The sequence below is a fragment of the Actinomadura sp. NPDC047616 genome, assembly GCF_040642915.1.
Classification (GTDB): Bacteria; Actinomycetota; Actinomycetes; order Streptosporangiales; family Streptosporangiaceae; genus Spirillospora; species Spirillospora miaoliensis.
In genome coordinates this window covers 553025-570278 of the sequence record NZ_JBEYTB010000004.1, presented here as the reverse complement: position 1 = coordinate 570278, position 17254 = coordinate 553025, and the positions used below count along the sequence as shown (strand labels likewise).

At 72.1% G+C, this 17254-nt stretch carries 12 protein-coding genes; 6 read left to right on the top strand and 6 right to left on the bottom strand.

What is annotated here, in order from left to right:
• Positions 1-8: 8 nt before the first annotated feature.
• From ABZ801_RS13335 to ABZ801_RS13325, 3 genes are all read right to left on the bottom strand, one after another.
• Positions 9-1076, bottom strand: coding sequence for an NDP-sugar synthase (locus ABZ801_RS13335; protein WP_344954314.1), 1068 nt, complete (start codon positions 1074-1076; stop codon positions 9-11).
• Between the two features lie 101 nt (positions 1077-1177).
• Positions 1178-2335, bottom strand: coding sequence for a glycosyltransferase family 1 protein (locus ABZ801_RS13330; RefSeq protein ID WP_360696972.1), 1158 nt, complete (start codon positions 2333-2335; stop codon positions 1178-1180).
• A gap of 217 nt (positions 2336-2552) precedes the next feature.
• Positions 2553-3257: a class I SAM-dependent methyltransferase gene (locus ABZ801_RS13325; protein WP_344954310.1), complete on the bottom strand. Its 705-nt coding sequence runs from the start codon at positions 3255-3257 to the stop codon at positions 2553-2555.
• Positions 3258-3416: 159 nt separating this feature from the next.
• On the opposite strand from ABZ801_RS13325, the gene ABZ801_RS13320 reads away from it, so the two are divergent.
• Together ABZ801_RS13320 and trxA are read left to right on the top strand one after the other, a co-directional pair.
• Positions 3417-4448, top strand: a complete 1032-nt coding sequence (locus tag ABZ801_RS13320) for a lysylphosphatidylglycerol synthase transmembrane domain-containing protein (protein ID WP_360696968.1) — start codon at positions 3417-3419, stop codon at positions 4446-4448.
• A gap of 2 nt (positions 4449-4450) precedes the next feature.
• Positions 4451-4774 (top strand): thioredoxin, encoded by a 324-nt coding sequence (gene trxA, locus ABZ801_RS13315; RefSeq protein ID WP_344954306.1) that lies wholly within the window; start codon positions 4451-4453, stop codon positions 4772-4774.
• 4 nt (positions 4775-4778) lie between these two features.
• Here trxA and ABZ801_RS13310 read toward each other — a convergent pair whose 3' ends face one another.
• From ABZ801_RS13310 to ABZ801_RS13300, 3 genes are read right to left on the bottom strand one after another with little or no spacing between them, the layout of a single operon-like run.
• Positions 4779-5861 carry a glycosyltransferase family 4 protein gene (locus ABZ801_RS13310; protein WP_360696965.1) on the bottom strand — a complete coding sequence of 361 codons (1083 nt, stop codon included), beginning with the start codon at positions 5859-5861 and terminating at the stop codon, positions 4779-4781.
• Between the two features lie 54 nt (positions 5862-5915).
• The gene (locus tag ABZ801_RS13305) at positions 5916-6860 is read right to left on the bottom strand and encodes a glycosyltransferase family 2 protein (protein ID WP_360696962.1); all 945 of its coding nucleotides are present in this window, start codon (positions 6858-6860) and stop codon (positions 5916-5918) included.
• Positions 6861-6903: 43 nt separating this feature from the next.
• Positions 6904-8922 carry a hypothetical protein gene (locus tag ABZ801_RS13300; RefSeq protein ID WP_360696959.1) on the bottom strand — a complete coding sequence of 673 codons (2019 nt, stop codon included), beginning with the start codon at positions 8920-8922 and terminating at the stop codon, positions 6904-6906.
• 134 nt (positions 8923-9056) lie between these two features.
• Between ABZ801_RS13300 and ABZ801_RS13295 the strand changes: the two genes are divergently transcribed.
• From ABZ801_RS13295 to ABZ801_RS13280, 4 genes are all read left to right on the top strand, one after another.
• Positions 9057-9896 (top strand): TIGR03089 family protein, encoded by an 840-nt coding sequence (locus ABZ801_RS13295; protein ID WP_360696956.1) that lies wholly within the window; start codon positions 9057-9059, stop codon positions 9894-9896.
• Positions 9897-9954: 58 nt separating this feature from the next.
• Positions 9955-11397, top strand: coding sequence for an LCP family protein (locus tag ABZ801_RS13290; RefSeq protein ID WP_344954296.1), 1443 nt, complete (start codon positions 9955-9957; stop codon positions 11395-11397).
• A 953-nt stretch (positions 11398-12350) separates the two neighbouring features.
• Complete coding sequence (locus ABZ801_RS13285) at positions 12351-13601, top strand: acyltransferase family protein (protein ID WP_360696952.1); 1251 nt, start codon at positions 12351-12353, stop codon at positions 13599-13601.
• A 118-nt stretch (positions 13602-13719) separates the two neighbouring features.
• Positions 13720-17205: a CDP-glycerol glycerophosphotransferase family protein gene (locus ABZ801_RS13280; RefSeq protein WP_360696949.1), complete on the top strand. Its 3486-nt coding sequence runs from the start codon at positions 13720-13722 to the stop codon at positions 17203-17205.
• Positions 17206-17254 lie beyond the last annotated feature (49 nt).

Genomic DNA, 17254 nt, shown 5'->3' with positions numbered 1-17254 from the left:
CCACCGGCTCAGGCGTCGGTGGAGAAGCGGACCGCGGTGGGCGGCAGCTCGATGCCCGGCCAGACCCGCAGGCCGCCGCGCAGCTCGTTGCCCGGCCCGACGACGGCGCCGTCGCCGAGGACGACGCCGTCCAGCACCGCGCCCGGCCCGACCCGCGCGCCGCGGCTGAGCACCGAGTCGCGCACCGTGGCGCCCTCGGCGACGAAGGCCTCGTCCAGCAGGACGCTGCCGGACACCGTGGCGCCCGCCTCCACCACCGCGCCGCGCCCCACGGTGGTGCCGCCGCGCACCACCGCGCCCGGCGACACGACCGCCCGGTCGAGGACGAGCCGCTCGCCCGGCGCCCCCGGCATGGCGGACGAGGCCATGCGCCCCAGCACCAGGTCGCACGAGCCCTGCACGAACGCCTGCGGCGTGCCGACGTCCAGCCAGTAGCCGGGCTCGACGTAGCCCATGACCACGGCCCCGGACGCGATCAGTCCGGGGAACGTCTCGCGCTCCACCGACACCACGGTGTCGGCCGGGATGGTGTCGATCGCCGAGCGGCGGAACACGTAGCAGCCCGCGTTGACCCGGTTCGTCACCGGATGCGGGGTCTTCTCCAGGAACGCGGTGACCCGGCCTTCGTCGTCGGTGGGCACGCACCCGAACCGGGACGGGTCGTCGACCTCGGTCAGGTGCAGCGTGACGACGGCGTCGGTCTTCTCGTGCAGCTGGACCTGCGCCCGCATGTCGTGCCCGGACAGGATGTCGCCGTTGAGGATCAGCACGGGATCGCCGGGCCCGCACGTCAGCGCCCGCGCCGCGTTGCGGATCGCCCCGCCCGTGCCCAGCGGCTCGTCCTCGCTGACGTAGACCAGGTCGACGCCGTGGGCGCGGTGCCCGAACGCGGCCTCGAACATCTCCGCGCGGTAGGAGGTGGCGAACACGATCCGCTCGACGCCCGCCGCGTGCGCGCGTGCGAGCTGGTGGGCGAGGAACGGCACCCCGGCCGTGGGAAGCAGCGGCTTCGGCGTGGAGATGGTCAGCGGACGCAGCCGGGTGCCCTGCCCCCCGACCAGCAGAATGGCTTCCAACAGGCTCCTCCCCAAACAGGCCGGTTCCGCGTCCCGGCTCCCACGGCGTCAGGTCCGAGCGAGCCTAGTGGCACCGCGCGCGAAGGGCGAGGTCGGCATTTTCACGTGGAGGAGGCGCCCCGGGCGTCGGCGTACTGCTCGACGGCGCGCCGGTAGCACGCCAGGTGCGCCTCGGCGGAGGAGATCCAGGTGAAGCTGCGGGCGCGCGCGAACGCGGCCTCGGCCAGGGAGGCGCGGCCCGCCGGGTCGTCGATCAGCGCGGCCAGCGCCTCGGCGATGCCGTCGGCGTCGGGCTCGGTGTAGGCGACGGCGTCGCCGCCGACCTCGGGCAGCGGGCCGCGCCGCGTCGTCAGGACCGGGGCGCCGCAGGCCATGGCCTCCAGCACCGGCAGGCCGAAGCCCTCGCCGCGGCTGGGCAGGGCCACCGCCAGCGCGCCGCCGAAGAACCCCGGCAGCGCCGACCACGGCAGATACCCCGGGCGGACGAGCTTGAGGTGCTGCGGGACCGTGGCCAGGGCGGCGTCCACCTCGTCGTCCCAGCCGCCACTGCCCGCCAGCACCAGCGCGGGCGGCTCCTCGCGGTCGGCGCACGCCTTGACCCAGCCGCGGATCAGGTTCGGCACGTTCTTGCGCGGCTCCAGCGCGCCCAGGTAGGCGACGTACGGGCGGCCGTGCAGGCCGAGCCGGTCGGAGACCTGCTTGGTCTCCTGCTCCGACGGGCGGTGGAACAGCTCGTGGTCGACGCCGTGGTAGGCCACGTCGATGTGGGACGGGTCGGCGTCCAGCACCCGCACCAGCTCGTCACGGGTGGCGCGGGACGGCACGACCAGCCGGGTGGCGCGCTTGGCCGCCGTGCGGGTCGCCGACTTGATGTAGGTGGCGCGGATCGGGTCGTCCACACCCGGCTCGGCGAACAGCGTCACGTCGTGGATGGTCACCACCGTCGGCAGGCCCGCCGACATGGGAATGGTGTAGGCCGGGACGTGCAGCACGTCGGCCTCCACCTGCCGCGCCACGTACGGCAGGCCGCTCTGCTCCCAGGCCAGGCGGGACGCCCGGTGCGCCAGCGCCGCGGGCCCCGGCACGATGCGGGCGCCGGGCACCAGCTCGGCGTAGCGGCGCTCGTCGGCGCGCTGGCAGGCCACCGCGAGATCGGCGCCGAGCGTGTGCAGCGCCCCGAGCAGGCCGTCGACGTACCGGCTGAGCGCGCCGCGGTCCGCGGGCACTGCGGTGGCGTCGAGCAGAATCCGATGCGTCACGGGTCCACCCCTATTCCGGTTCGGTGGAAGTGACGGGGATCACTCCTCCCCCGAAAGCCTACGCCCACCGCGGCGCGGGACGGCTCCCACGCCGCCTGTGGACATCCGTCGCGGGCCCGGCGCACCGCACCGGTCCCGGCTTCCCTCTCCGACGCCGGGAGCGACCGGCCGGTTCACCACGCCCTCATGGATCAACGTAGCGCGGACCCGGGGCGGATCAGCGCTTGCGCGCGTGGATCAGCACGATGCTGCCGCGCTCGTTGGGGGCGCGCCGGTCGGCCAGGGCCACCAGCGGGGCCAGCGGCGCGGCGGCGTTGAAGCCCACGCGGCCGCCGTAGGCCGACAGCGACAGGTACAGCCGCTCGGCGGCGGCGGTGCGGAACTGGTAGGAGTGCCGCACCAGGTCCAGGCCGCGCTCGTCCATCAGGCGGCGGAGCGTGTCGTGGGTGTAGGTGTGCTGGACGTGGTACTTGGCCTTGTGCGCGTCGCGCAGCTTGGGCCAGGCGTCGGCGCGGCTGAGCACGTCGGCGGACATGAAGATCTCGCCGCCGGGCTTGAGCACCCGGGCCATCTCGTCCAGGGACGTCCCGCCGTCGTCGAAGTGCTCGATGGCGCAGACGGACAGGACCGCGTCGAAGGTGCCGTCGCCGAACGGCAGCCGCAGCGCGTCGCACTCGACGAGCGCGGGGGCGTCGGCGAGGGTCCGCCCGTACAGCATCTTCTTGCGGGACAGGTCGATCGACACGGCCTGGGCGCCGCGCCTGCGGGCCCGTCCGGCCCAGTAGCCGTCACCGCCGGCCACGTCCAGGACGCGCCTGCCGCGCAGGTCGCCGCCCATCCAGTCGAGCAGCGTCCCCGCCTCGCGGTACCGGCACACGTGCACCTGGTGCCCCATGAAGGCGACCACATCGGAGAGTTTCATCGTCAGCCCACAATAGGGCGCCTCGGCGGCGCCCGGGGTGCGGCCAGGAGAAACGCGCGGGCGGCCAGCACGGACTCCGGCCGCCCAAGGGTTTCGTGGGGACGCACCCGCGAGCGCGGACCCGTCAGGTCCGCCGCCCGGTTCGCCTAATCTGGGCGGGTGAATGTGAAGGCCGCCGCGACGCGGGTGGTGCGGGTCCTGCTCGTGCTGCTCGCCCTGGGCTTCTGCGCGTACAGCCTCGTCGCCCGGTGGGACGAGACCGTACAGGCGTTCCGGCAGATGTCGTGGGCGACGCTGGCGGGCGCGTTCGCGGTCGGCCTGGCCGGGCTGTTCGCCTGGATGGTGGCCTGGCGGGCGCTGCTGGGCGGGCTGGGGTCGCCGCTGCCGCTGCGGGCGGCCTTCCGCATCAACGCCGTGTCCCAGCTCGGCAAGTACGTGCCGGGCAAGGTGTGGGCGATCGTCACCCAGGTGGAGATGGGCCGGGCCTACCAGGTGCCGCGGCTGCGCAACTTCAGTTCCGTGCTGCTGGCGGTCGCCACGACGTGCGCGTGCGGCCTGGCCGTCGCGTCGGTGACGCTCCCGCTGACCTCGCAGGCGGCGCGCGACCGCTACTGGTGGCTGTTCCTGCTGGCGCCCGTGCTGCTGGGCGCGCTGCACCCGCGCATCGTCACCTGGTGCCTGAACACGGCCCTGCGCCTGGTGCGCAGGCCGCCGCTGGAGCACCCGGTCAGCCTGGGCGTGACGCTGCGCGCCATCGCCTGGACGATGCTGGCGTGGGCCCTGTTCGGCGTGCACACCTGGCTGCTGTGCGCGGCCGTGGGCGGCGACGGGGCGGGCCTGCCGTTCGCGGCGACGGGCGCCTACGCGCTGGCGTTCGTGGCCGGGTTCCTGATCTTCATCGCGCCGGGCGGCATCGGCGCCCGCGAGGCCGCGCTCGTGCTGGCGCTGTCGTCGTCGCTGCCCGCCGGGGCGCCGATCGTGGTGGCGATCGCGTCCCGGGTGCTGCTGACCGTCGCCGACCTGGTCAACGCCGGTGTCGCGCTGCTGCTGGCCCGTCCGGCGGCGGGTCCGGCCGCGGGGTCGGCCGCGGCCGCCGAGGAGCGGCCGCACATCCCTCCGCGTGACGGAGGTAACGGGAATGAATCTCGCCCGGAGCGTCTTGTGCCGGGTACGCAACCGACTAAGGAGTGATCGTGACCGCGCCCATCACCGTCACCGACGACACGTTCGAGGAGAAGGTCCTCAAGAGCGACCTGCCCGTGCTGGTGGACTTCTGGGCCGACTGGTGCGGTCCGTGCAAGATGGTCGCTCCCGTGCTGGACGAGATCGCCAAGGAGTACGCCGGCCGGCTGACGATCGCCAAGATCGACGCCGACGCCAACCCGCAGACCGGGATCAAGTACGGCGTGATGAGCCTGCCGACGCTCAACCTCTACAAGAACGGCGAGGTCGTCGAGCAGATCGTCGGCGCCAAGCCCAAGCGCGCGCTGCTGAAGGCCATCGACCCGCACCTGTGAGGGCTCAGGACCACGTGCCCGTGAGCGTCTCCAGGTAGGCGGACCACACGGGTTCGTGGTCGACCGGGCGGACGCCGGAGCGCAACCGCTCCGGCTCCCCCGGCGCGTAGAAGCGTTTGAGGGCGTCGGCCAGGGAGCCCGGGTCGTCGGGTTCGCAGACGAGCCCGTCCACACCGTCGCGTACCTGGTCGGCGAAACCGCCCACGCGCGTGGCGATGACGGGGACGCCGTGCTCGTAGGCCATCCACACGTTCTGCGACGCCGTCGCCGACCGGTAGGGCAGGACGAGCGCGTCGGACGCGGCGAACAGGGCCGGTACGTCCGCGGCGGGCACGTACCCGGGACGCAACTCCACCCGCCCGCTCAACCCCAGTTCGGCGATGAGCGCACGGGTCTCCTCCAGCCCGCCCCAGAACTCCCCGGCCACGGTCAGCGACACGTCGTCCGGGCCGTTGGCGAGCGCCCTCAGCAGCACGTCCAGGCCCTTGTAGGGACGGACGATCCCGAAGAACAGCAACCGGCGGCGCACGCCGTCGTCCTGCGCGACCTCGACCGTGGGCGTGGGCAGGTGCGCGGGCATCTCCGCCACGCGCACGGGACGGGACGCCAGCTCACGCGCCAGCGCCGCCTGCTGCTCGGAGTGGACGAGCACGCCGTCCACACGGCGCAGCAACGCCTTCATCAGCGGACGGTCGTAGGGCTTGCGCTCGTGCGGCAGCACGTTGTGGCACAACGCCACCACACGCGTCCGCCCCCGCAGACCCTTGAGGATGCCCAGGTACGACGGCACCTGCACGGGGCTCAGCACGGCCAGCACCACCAGATCGCAGGCACGCAGGACCCGGCCCGTACGCCACCAGCCGTCGGGGCGCCGCCAGTCGAGACGGCGGCGCGTGCCGGGGAACGGCTCGCCCTCGGGCTCGGAAATCGTCTGCTGCCCCGGGTACAGGAACGCCGGGTACTGCGCGCGCCACGACTCGATGACGACCGAGTGCCCGGCCGCGGACAGCCGGTGCGCCAGCTCGGTGGTGTGGTGGGCGCCGCCCCCCTTGTAGGGGAACGCGGGCCCCACGATGGCGATCCTCATATGGCGATCCTCATGCGCCGATCCTCACGCGCCGGTCCTCATGCGCCGCCGCTCTCAGGTGTCGCCGCGCGAACGCACGATCAGGTCGGCCAGCAGCGCCAGCGAGGCGATGAGCAACCCGGTGATGAAGATCATCACGGTGTTGTTGGCGAAGTACCCGAAGTGCACGACCATGTCGAACACGCCCTTGACGAAGCCGATGCCCAGCAGCCACAGCGCGGGCGGCATCAGCACCTTCAGCGGGTTGAAGTACATCACCATCCGCAGCACCTGCAGGATGTAGCGGTAGGCGTCCTTGGTGAAGTGGAACTTGGACTTGCCGGCCCGCTTGGCGTAGTCGATCGGCACGTACCGCACCGGGTGCTGGTTCGACAGGAACGCGATCGTGATCGTGGTGACGCAGGAGAACCCGGGCGGCAGCAGCCGCAGGTAGGGCAGCGACACCTCGCGGCGGAACGCCCGCAGCCCCGAGTTCAGGTCGGGGATCTTCGTGTTGGTGAGCCGTTCGGCGACCTTGCGGATGAACCACTTGGCGGGCACGCGCAGCAGCTTGTGCGTGCCCTCCTCGGTCTTGCGGGCGCCGACCACCTGGTCGACGGCCGGGTCGGAGTCGAGGATCTCGACCAGCTCGGGGATGCGCTCGTTCGGGTAGGACATGTCCGCGTCGGTCCACACCACGATGTCGCCGCGCGCCTGCTGGGTGCCGATGCGCCGCACGGTGCCCGAGCCGCTGTTGTGCTGGAACGCCATGATGCGCATGTTCGGGAAGCGGGGCTCGGCCTCCCGCAGGCGTTCCAGGGTCGCGTCGGTGGAGCAGTCGTCGACTGCCAGCAGCTCGTAGGACTGGCCGCTGTTGTCCATCGCCTTGCAGATGCGTTCGACCTCGTCGATGACGTGGTCCTGCTCGTTGTAACACGGCAGGACGATCGTCACGTGGACGCGTTCGGGAGGGACCGTGGGCTCGGGCTCGGTGCTCACGCAGGGCGAGGATACTCTCATGGGCGGTGCGCGGCGGCCATCACGCGTGTGCGCGGCGCCGCCGTCACGGCCGGTCCGGCACGGCCATCCACACGTTGACGGTCAGGCCCCAGGTGCCCGTCGGCCCCCGCGTCAGGGTGCGTTGGTCCTGGCGGGTGCGCAGTTCCAGCACGTGGACCGCCTGCCCGTACGGCGTCACGTTCGCGGCCTCGCCGCCGATGACCACCGGCCGCCGTCCCGCGTCGTAGATCTTCCGCACGACGCGGGCGACGTCGCCCGGACCGGCGTCGGGCACCGTCCGCGCGGTGGGCAGCCCGCACATGCCGCGGACGACCTGCGAGAAACGGTCGGCGGTGGCGCGTTCGACGATCACCACCGAGCGTCCCGGGCCGATCCGCTCGCACATCCCGCGCACGGCCGCCACCTCGCCCTGCTCGGTGCGCGCCACCATGTACCCCGCCGACATGATCACGATGGGGGCGAGGACGAGCACCGCCGTCCCCGCGGCGAACGCCCGGACGGCGCGCGGCCCGTATCCGACGCGGCGGACGCGGCGCAGCCCCCAGGCGGCCGCCCACAGCGCGAGCAGCAGCATCCCGGGGATGACGACGGCGATGAGCCGCCGCGACGCCCACGGATGGTCGGGGGTGATGGCGGGACGCAGCAGCGTCGTCACGGTCGTCCACGCCAGGACCGCGAACGGCAGCACCCACTCGGGCGAACGCCCCCGCAGCAGGCGGCGGACCAGCAGGGCCGCGCCGAAGGCGGCCAGCAGCGCCGCGGGCACGCCGATGTACCAGACGACCCAGTGGTAGGACAGCTCGGAGTACTGGCGGGTGCCGTCGATGGGCAGGTGGTTGATGCGCTGCACCTGCTCGATGAAGTGGACGTTCAGCCGGTCGTCGGCGTTGCGCGGCTCGCGGCGGACGGTCTGGAACAGCGGGCGGGCGGCGAACGCGACCACGACCAGGACGGTGAGCACGGCGGCGGCGTCCGGCAGCCGTCCGCGCGCCACCGCCGCGCCGGCGTGCCGCAGCCGGCGGCCGGTGACGTCCCAGCGCAGCGCGACGACCATGAGCAGGGTGGCGCCCACCAGCGCCGTCGCCATCAACAGCAGCGGGTTCAGCGACGCGTGCAGGTACTTCAGGTAGGGGCGGGACAGGACGAACCCTTCGACGAGCCCCGCGCCGGCCCCGGCGAGCAGCCCCAGCCCCAGCGGCCATCCGGTGCGGCGCGCGCAGCCCATGAGCAGCCCGGCGAACACGACCACGGGCAGCACGTCCCGCAGCGCGTCGATGCGCACCAGCACGATGAGACCGAACGCCAGCCCGGCCAGGAACGCCTGCGTCCGCACCTGGCGGCGCCGCGCGTCGTGCAGCAGCGCCAGGCCGCCGAGCAGCAGCACCAGGGCGGGAAGCTCGCTGTAGGTGGAGCGCGACACCCACAGCATGGGCAGGCTCAACGCGAGCGCCGCCGCGCCCAGCGGCGCCCAGTTCGGCCCCACCAGACGGGCCGTCAGCCCCCCGAACGCCACCACCGCGCAGGCGCCGAGGAGGGGGGCCATCAGCAGCATCCCGTGCGTCCCGGCGATCCAGCCGCCCAGCGCCAGGATCAACGGCAGGCCCGCCATGAACTGAGGGACGACGTCGTCGCCCCTCTGGTAGAAGGCGGGGCTGTCGTAGCGCAGCGCGGGGTCTCCCCCGCCGAACGCCCACCGCATCTGCGGGATCGGCAGGGACCCGTGGTCCTTGAGCCAGGTCGCGAACTGCACGTACGACGCGGGGTCGCGGCGCACGATGATCTGCTCGGCGTTCATGACGATCTGGAAGACCAGGAAGACGACGCCGACCGCGAGCACGCCCCCGGCCGCCCACCAGGACACCGGGCGCGCCTCGTCCGTCTCTTCGTGAGGCGCGCGCAGGCCGAACCACAGCACCGCCGCCGCGGCCGCCGCGAACAGCGCGATGGCCGGTACCGGACGGAAGATCCCCGCCAGCAGCAACGGCAGGGACACCGCCAGCCAGGCCACGACCAGCAGCGCCGGGACCACGCTGACCCGCGCGAGGACGCGGCCGGCGCTCATCGGGTTCTCCTTGGTGGGTTCATCGGAGCGGAGCGTAGCGGGGCGGTCGTACCGGGGCGGAACGAACCGGACGGGCACGCCGTGATCACCGAGCAGCCGGGTGTTCGGCGCCGCTGGTTCTACGCTCGGGTCACATGACCGAGATCGGACCCGTGGAACTCCTCCGGCGGCGCGTGGACGACGACCCGTCGCGTCCCCTGGTGACCTTTTACGACGACGGCACCGGCGAGCGCGTCGAACTGTCGGCCCGCACGTTCGACAACTGGGTCGCCAAGACCGCGAACCTGCTGGTCGACGGGCTGGGCGCGCGGCCGGGCGACCGCGCGGTGCTGATGCTGCCGGCGCACTGGCAGACCGCCGTGTGGCTGATGGCGTGCTGGTCGGCGGGCGTGGTGGCCGAGCCGGTCCCGATGCCGGGGACCGAACCGCCGGACGCCGAACCGGCCGCCCCGTCCGGGCCGTACATCCTGGCGGCCGCCGGGGAGGTGCTCGACACGGTGATCGACGACACGGACGCCGAGGAGATCGTCGGGCTGTCGCTGCACGCGCTCGGCGGCCCGCTGGCCGACTGCCCGCCCGGCGTGCTCGACTACGCGGTCGAGGTGCGCGCGTACGGCGACCGGTTCACGCCTGACCCGTCGGTCACTCCTGACCACCCGGCACTCACCATACCCGGGAGGCGTGTGACAAAAACCACACTCAGTGGGGCAGGCGTGACATACGAGGCCCTGGCGGCGGCGGAGAAATGGGGGCTCGACGCGGGCGACAGGATCCTGGTTGACATGCCCTTCACCACACTGCACGGGGTTCTGTGCGGGCTGGTCGCCCCACTAGCCTCGGGTGCTTCCGTCATAATCCAACGAAACTTCGACGAAGCAGCCGTAGATCGCCGAGTGATCCTGGAGCATGTGACGGCGGTGGCCGGCCTCTCCGGATGGAATGACGCAACCGGGTCCGTACGCCGCCTCCTTTGACCTAACCTCTCCCTAGTTTCCGACCCCTGAGGGGCGGCAGAGCCCCACCACGGAGCCGATGAACAGCAACCCGATGTACATGGAGTACGTCGACGACGCCGAGCTGCAGCCCGAGCCGGCGCGTCGACGCGGCTGGCGCGTCCTGGGCTGGGTGTCCATCGGAATGTCGGTGGCCATGGTCGTCGGAAGCCTGACCGCGTACGGCTTCTACCGCAAGGCGTTCGGCAACATCGCGCACGAGGACACCGACGCGCTGGTCGGCCCGAACAGGCCGAAGAAGCTCAACAACGCGATGAACATCCTGCTGCTCGGGTCGGACACCCGCGAGGGCGCCAACGCCAAGTACGGCCGCAGCATGCAGAAGGAGCCGCCGCGCTCGGACACCATGATCCTGCTGCACCTGTCACCGGGCGGCGGCCAGGCGATCGGGGTGAGCTTCCCCCGCGACCTGATGATCCCCATTCCGTCCTGCAAGACCAAGGACGGCCAGACGACCCCGGCCCAGTCGATCGGGCAGATCAACTCCTCCTTCACCTTCGGCGGCGCGTCCTGCACGGTGAAGACCATCGAGCACTTCACCAAAATCCACATCGACCACTTCGTGCAGGTCGACTTCAACGGGTTCAAGGCCATCACCAAGGCCGTCGGCGGCGTCGAGGTGTGCCTGCCCAAGGCCGTCAACGACCCCAAGGCCAAGCTCCGGCTGCCCGCGGGCAAGCAGACCATCCAGGGCGAGGACGCGCTGGCGTACGTGCGCGCCCGCTACAGCCTGGGCAACGGCTCCGACACCGACCGCATCAAGCGCCAGCAGAAGTTCATGGGCTCGCTGGCCAACAAGGCGATGAGCGCGGGCGTGCTCACCAATCCGAGCCGGCTGTGGTCGCTGATCAGCGCGAGCACCAAGTCGCTGACCACCGACAGCGACCTGACCCCGCAGGTGATGATGCAGATCGCGCAGGGCATGCAGGGCATGACGTCCGGCAAGCTGCGCTTCGTCACCGTGCCGTCCGGCGCGTACGCGCCCGACCCCAACCGGCTGGCGCTCAGCCAGCCCGCCGCCAACCAGCTGTTCAGCGCGCTGCGCAACGACAAGACCGTGCCGACCCAGCAGCGCAAGCAGCCCTCCGCCGCGCCCAAGATCCCGCCGAGCCAGATCCGGGTGCGCGTCTACAACGCCAGCGGCATCGACGGCCAGGCCCGCCGGGTCGCCGACGACCTGGAGGAACAGGGCTTCCAGGTCAGCGTGGGCGGCAACGAGACGACCTCGCGCACCACCAAGGTGCTGTACGGTTCCGGTGCCGACCAGCAGGCCCAGACGGTGGCGGGCCTCATCGCCACCAATCCCAAGCCCGGCCCGCGCACCAGCGGCGCCGTTCCCGGCGTGGTCGACCTGGTGGTCGGTTCGGACTGGGAGGCGCTGAAGACCGCCCAGGGCGTCCAGACCGGCATCCCGCGCCAGCAGGGCGAGGTCCGGGCGACCGACGACATCTGCAAGGAATGACCTCCGCACGGTACTAGGGAGACCCCGCACCCCGGCTCATGACTGATCCGACCAGGCCGAGCGCAGCTCCGCAGACCGACCCCGACCCGACCGCGACACCGGACACCGGGGGCGGCCCGCCCGCGCCCGGCCAGTTCGGCGACGCGACGTCCGACGCGCCGGGCACTCCGCCCGGTCACGCCGTGCCACCTGTGACCGGCCACACGCCCCCGTACGGCACGCCCTCCGCCGGCGCCGACGCGCCCGCCTCCGCCGCGACGCCGACCGAGGCCACGGGACCGCTCCAAATGGCCCCGCCCACAGCGACCGCTCCACCGGCGGCCCCCGACCGTACGGTCGAGCTCCCACCGGACGTGGCCTTCGCCCACGCCGCCGGTACCTCACACGGTGGTCCGCAGCCGTCTCCCCAGACCACGGCGGACATCGCCTCCGGCCCTCTCCCCACGGTCTCCGACCAGACCGCTGCGGGTGGCGAACACGCCCCCACGAGCGCTGAGCAGGCCCCGGCAGGTGGCGAATACGAGGGGTTCACCCACGCAGGCGCGACGCTGCGACGTGGCGGCGCGGCGGCGTCCGCTCAGACCACACAAGACGGCTTCTCCGGGGCTCATCCCACGCTTTCCGAACGGACCCCTGGCGGCGGCCGGCACCGCGACACCACCAACACCCCCGCAACGCCACACGCAGGCATGACACCACGGGCGGCGTTCGGGCAGACCGCGGTCGAGGACTCCTCCGGAGCCCATCCCGCAGTCTTCGAACAGACCCCTGGCGGCGGCCGGCACCGGGACACCGGCAACGCCCCCGCAGTGCCACACGCAGGCACGACGCCACGGGCGGCGTTCGGACAGACCGCGGTGGAGGGGTCCTCTGGGGCCTATCCTGCGGTTTCCGAACAGACCCCGGGCGGCGGCCGGCACGGGGCGTTCGCCCAGGCCGGTGGGTATGGTGGCGTGGCCTCACGGGACGCCGCGTCCTCGGGCGGGTACCCGGTGGTGTCCACGGGCGGTCACGCGGTGGTGTCCGCGGACGCGGCCGGTGCGCCGGGCGGGAGCAAGACGGGGGCGGCGCCGCGCCGCAAGGAGCGCGACCCGTTCTTCGACAACGCCAAGTTCCTGGCGATCCTGCTGGTGGTGGTCGGCCACTCGATCGCGGGCCTGATGGACGTGCCGCTGGCCAAGGCGCTGTACGTCTTCATCTACATGTTCCACATGCCGTTGTTCATCGTGATCACCGGCTACTTCTCGCGGAACTGGTCGGCCTCGCCGGGCAAGGCGCGCAAGCTCATCACCAACGTCGGCGTGCCGTACGTGGTGTTCGAGACGGCGTACTCCACCTACGACTGGCTGGTCGGGCGCAACGAGCTGGAGATCAGCCTGCTCAACCCGTACTACCTGACCTGGTTCCTGTGCGCGCTGTTCATGTGGCGGCTGTCCACCCCGGTGTGGCAGCAGATCCGCTGGCCGCTGGCGGTGGCGGTGGGCTTCTCGCTGATGTCGTACATGAGCCCGATGGGCGGCACGTTCGACATCCACCGGGTGATCGGGCTGCTGCCGTTCTACGTGCTGGGGCTGATGCTGCGGCCCGAGCACTTCGAGATCGTCAAGCGGCCGGTGTCGCGGGTGGTGGGCCTGTTCGTGCTGGCGGGCGGGCTCGGCTGCGCCTACCTGGCCATGGACCACATGTCCCGCAAGTGGCTCTACTGGAAGGACCCTCACGACAAGCTGGGGGTGGACAACGTCACCGGCACCGCCATGCGGCTGGCCATGTTCGCCTGTGCGATGGTGCTGGTGTTCGCCTTCCTGGCGATCGTGCCGCGGCGCCGGACGTGGTTCACCAAGCTCGGCGCCTACACCCTGTACGCCTACCTGCTGCACGGCTTCTACACGCGGCTGCTGAGTTTCCTCGGCTGGTGGGACCTGGACTGGATGAACACCACCCCGGGTGTGCTGGCGGTGATCGTGTTCGGGCTGGTGGTGGGCACGCTGCTGTGCACCAAGCCGGTGGTGCGGTGCATGAGCTGGGCGCTGGAGCCCAAGATGACGTGGGCGTTCACGCGGTTCCGCCGGCTGGGCGGGGCCGCCGCCAAGGCCAAGGGCAGAGCGCCGCGGCCGCCGCAGGGCCCGCACGGCCCGCAGGGTCCGCCGAGCCCGGCGGGCTTCGCGGCGCCGGACGCGAAACCCGCCGAACCGGTCGTTCGTTAGCCCGGTTGGCTACGCTGCCAGAATCCCCGTGCGCCGTCCCTCCGGCCCGGGTCACCCCTCCGCGTCCAGCGTCGGGCGCACCTTCGTCGGGAAAGCCGAGAGAACCTTGTCACCACTGTTGAGCGTCGTCGTTCCGTTCTACAACGTCGAGATGTACCTGCGGCCCTGCCTGGAGTCGATCGCGGGGCAGACCCTGCGCGACCTTGAGGTCATCATGGTCGACGACGGGTCCACCGACGGCAGCGCGACGATCGCCAAGGACTTCGCCGAGCGCGACGCGCGGTTCCGGCTCGTCCAGCAGGAGAACCAGGGGCTGGGTCCGGCGCGCAACGCGGGCGTCCCGCACGCCTCCGGCAAGTACCTGGCGTTCGCCGACAGCGACGACATCATCCCCCGCTACGCCTACGACCTGATGGTGTCGTCCCTGGAGGAGACCGGGTCGGACATCGCGGCCGGCGCGGTGCGGCGGTTCGGGGTGGACGGGCTGACGCACTCGGGCGTCCACATGAAGATCTTCCCGGTGGAGCGCAAGCGCACCCACGTCCGCGAGTTCCCCGAGCTGCTGCGCGACCGCACGGCGTGGAACAAGGTCTTCCGCCGTTCGTTCTGGAACCAGCACGACTTCAAGTTCCCGGCCGGCCTGTACGAGGACGCGCCGGTGACGATCCCCGCGCACGTGCTGGCCAAGCGGGTGGACGTGCTGCACGAGGTCGTCTACCACTGGCGCGTGCGCGAGACCGGCGCCCGGTCCATCACGCAGCGGCGCACCGAGCCGGGCAACCTGGGCGACCGCATCCGCTCGGTGCGGTCGGCGTCGGAGTTCCTGGCCGAGCACGCGCCGGACCTGAAGGACCGCTACGACGCCTCGACGCTGCGCGACGACATCCGCATCTACGTCAACATCGTCGACCAGGGCGACGACCAGTACCGCGAGACGTTCTTCGACATCGTCAACGAGTTCCTCGACACCGTCGACCCGAAGCTGTACGACGACCTGCCCGCCATCGACCGGCTGAAGTTCCACGCGGTGCGGCAGCGGATGATGCCCGAGCTGGTGGAGATCGTGTCGTTCTCCAAGCGGCATCCCGAGCGCACCAGCGCGATCCGCCGCGACGGCGCGTCCGGCTGGTACGGCGACTACCCGTTCCTGGGCGACCCGCGCTTCCCCGACCGGCTGTTCGAGCTGTCGGAGAAGGAGCTGGAGCTGAAGACCGGCATCGACGAGGTGCTGTGGCGCGACGGGCGGCTGCGCATCGAGGGCCACGCCTACGTCGACCGGCTGAACGTGGCGTCCGCCGACGACTCGGTGATCGAGATCGAGCTGCGCCGCCGGATGCTGCGGCTGTTCCCCAAGGTGATCCGTCCCAAGGTGGAGCGGGTGCGGCGTCCGGACGTGACGGCGGGCAGCGGGCAGGCCACCGCCGACCTGGACTGGTCGGGGTTCGCGTTCGAGCTGGACCCGGCCAAGCTGGGCTCGGGGCACGGCAACTGGCACGTGTTCGTCACCGTCACCACGCACGGGGAGAAGCGGCGCGCGAGGCTCGCCGGTCCCAAGGGCGCCGGCTGGTGGCCCCCGGCGCACGAGGTGGCGCCGGGCCGCCAGGTCAAGCCCAAGTACACCCAGGCGCGCGAGCTGCTCATCGGCGTGCAGCCGATCCGCGCGCAGGTCACCGACGTGCGCGGCGGCAAGGGCACGGTCAAACTGACCGGGTGGGTGCGGCGCGAGGACGCGGTGTACGTGACCGGCGGGCAGCTGCTGGCGTCGTTCCGGCAGGGCAAGACCACGGTGAAGTTCCCGGTGAAGCACACCGGGTCGGGCGCCGGGGGGCGGGTGGAGTTCACCGCGTCCATCGAGCTGGCCAAGCTCGCCGAGCAGACCGGCTCGGCCGAGGCGACGGTGACCGGCGACAGCATCGACTGGGACGTGTCGCTGAAGGCCAAGGGGCGCGGCAAGCTGCGCCTGGGCGTGGAGGCCGACCTGCTGGGGCTGCGCGAGACCGTGGCGGGCCGCGAGTACGACGTCATCAGCACCAAGTACGGCAACCTGACGCTGGTGGAGCGGGCGCCGCGGCTGGTGGTGACGGGCGTGCGCTGGCTGGAGGGCGCCACGATCGAGCTGACCGGCGCGTGCGCCGACCCCGAGACCCGGCCGGACCGGCTCGTCATGCGGCGGCGCCGCACGACCAGCAGGCACGAGGTGCCGCTGACGTGGGACGGGCCCGAGTTCACCGCGCTGCTGGACGCCCGGTGGGAGTCGTTCGAGGGGGCGCTGCCGCTGCCGAGCGGCCGGTGGGACCTGTACGCGCCGGGCCCGAACGGGGACGTGGCCGTCGGCATCGACCGGCAGACCCGCGCCGCGCTGCCCGAGCCGCGGTTCGTCGGCGTCCACGAGCTGGCGCTGCAGGTCAACCGGGACCTGCTGCACCTGTGGGTGCGCACGGCGCTGTCGGACGACGAGCGCGGCCCCTACGCCCAGCGCACGTTGCAGCGGCGGCACTTCTCGTCGTCGAACACCGCGCCGCTGCGCGACCTGGTGGTGTTCGAGAGCTACTCGGGCCGCAAGTACGCGTGCAACCCGCAGGCGATCTACGAGGAGCTCAAGCGCCGCGACCTGGGCCTGGAGCTGGTGTGGTGCACCTCCGACGGGCAGTTCCGGGTGCCGGACGGCGGCAGGGCGGTGCTGCGCGGCAGCCGCGAGTACTACGAGCTGACGGCGGCGGCGCGGTTCGTCGTCAACAACGGCCCGCAGATGCAGGGGTACGAGAAGCGTCCTGGCCAGGTGTACCTGCAGACCTGGCACGGCACGCCCTACAAGCACGTCGGCTACGACCTGCTGCGGGGCGGCCGGATCGCGGGCGGCATCGCCACGCTCGGCCGGTTCGTGGAGGACGTGCCGTTCTGGGACCACCTGCTGTCGTCCGGGCCGCACGTCACGGAGGTTCTGCGCGGCGCGTTCCGCTACGACGGCGACGTGATGGAGACCGGCTACCCGCGCAACGACCTGCTGTTCGCCGAGGACCGGCACGAGCGGGCGCTGCGGGTGCGCGAGCGGCTCGGGCTGCCGGCCGGGCGCCGCGTGGTGCTGTACGCGCCGACGTGGCGGGAGGACGTGTGGCAGACCGGAGGCCGGCAGGCCGAGCTGGTGCTGGACACCGGGCGGCTCGCCACCGCCCTCGGCGACGACCACGTGGTGCTGGTCCGCCAGCACCACATGGTGGCCGACCGCACGATCGGCATCGGGGACCAGGTGGTGGACGTCACGAACTACCCGAACGTCGCCGAGCTGTTCCTGGTCGCGGACGTGCTGGTCACCGACTACTCGTCGGCCATGTTCGACTTCACCGCGACCGGGCGGCCGATCCTCTTCTATACCCCGGACCTGGACTTCTACCGGGACGAGCTGCGCGGCGTGTACTTCGACCTGGCCGAGGACGCGCCGGGCCCGCTGCTGACCGAGCCGGACGAGGTGGTGGACGCGCTGCGCCGCGTCGACTCCCTCTCCGTCGAGCACGCCGCCGCCTACCGGGCCTTCCGCGACAAGTACTGCCCGATGGACGACGGGCAGGCCGCCGCCCAGGTCGTCGACCGGCTGCTGTCGCGCTGATCGTTCCGGGTCCCCCCGGGGCCGTCCAGGTGCTCCGGGGGGACGCGCC